Annotated in this window: 1 protein-coding gene; it reads left to right on the top strand. The window is 63.8% G+C overall.

Annotated elements, in window-relative coordinates:
* The coding region (locus XANALMUS060_RS17270; RefSeq protein ID WP_045739498.1) for an AMP-binding protein at positions 1 to 484 on the top strand (484 nt) is incomplete at its 5' end.
* Positions 485 to 622 lie beyond the last annotated feature (138 nt).

The raw sequence follows: 622 nt of genomic DNA, 5'->3' as shown, positions 1-622 counted from the left end.
CCTGCGCGAGTTGGGCGTATGCCCGGATGATCGCGTGGCGATCTGCGTGCAGCGCAGTGTGGAGATGGTGGTGGCGGTGCTTGCGGTGCTGAAGGCCGGCGGTGCCTATGTGCCGCTGGACCCGGCCTATCCGCCGGAGCGGCTGGCCTATATGCAAGCCGATTGTGGCGCGGTGGCGGTGCTGACGGATACTGTCAGCGCTCACCTTGTCGAGGACAATGTGACCTCGGCAGTGATCGTCCGCGAGTTGGGCGTATGCCCGGATGATCGCGTGGCGATCTGCGTGCAGCGCAGTGTGGAGATGGTGGTGGCGGTGCTTGCGGTGCTGAAGGCCGGCGGTGCCTATGTGCCGCTGGACCCGGCCTATCCGCCGGAGCGGCTGGCCTATATGCAAGCCGATTGTGGCGCGGTGGCGGTGCTGACGGATACTGTCAGCGCTCACCTTGTCGAGGACAATGTGACCTCGGCAGTGATCGTCGATTGATTTGCAAGCCGATGGCGAACGCTGGCAGCACCTGCCGGACATCCCGACCGCCATGCTAATGGCCTGACTGCACGGCATCTGGCGTATGTGATCTATCTACACGTCCGGATCGACCGGTATGCCGAAGGGTGCGATGAA

The organism is Xanthomonas sp. MUS 060, assembly GCF_000963215.1.
Lineage (GTDB): Bacteria > Pseudomonadota > Gammaproteobacteria > Xanthomonadales > Xanthomonadaceae > Xanthomonas_A.
The sequence above is the reverse complement of the archived record's forward strand: the minus strand, read 5'-3'. Positions and strand labels throughout refer to the sequence as shown.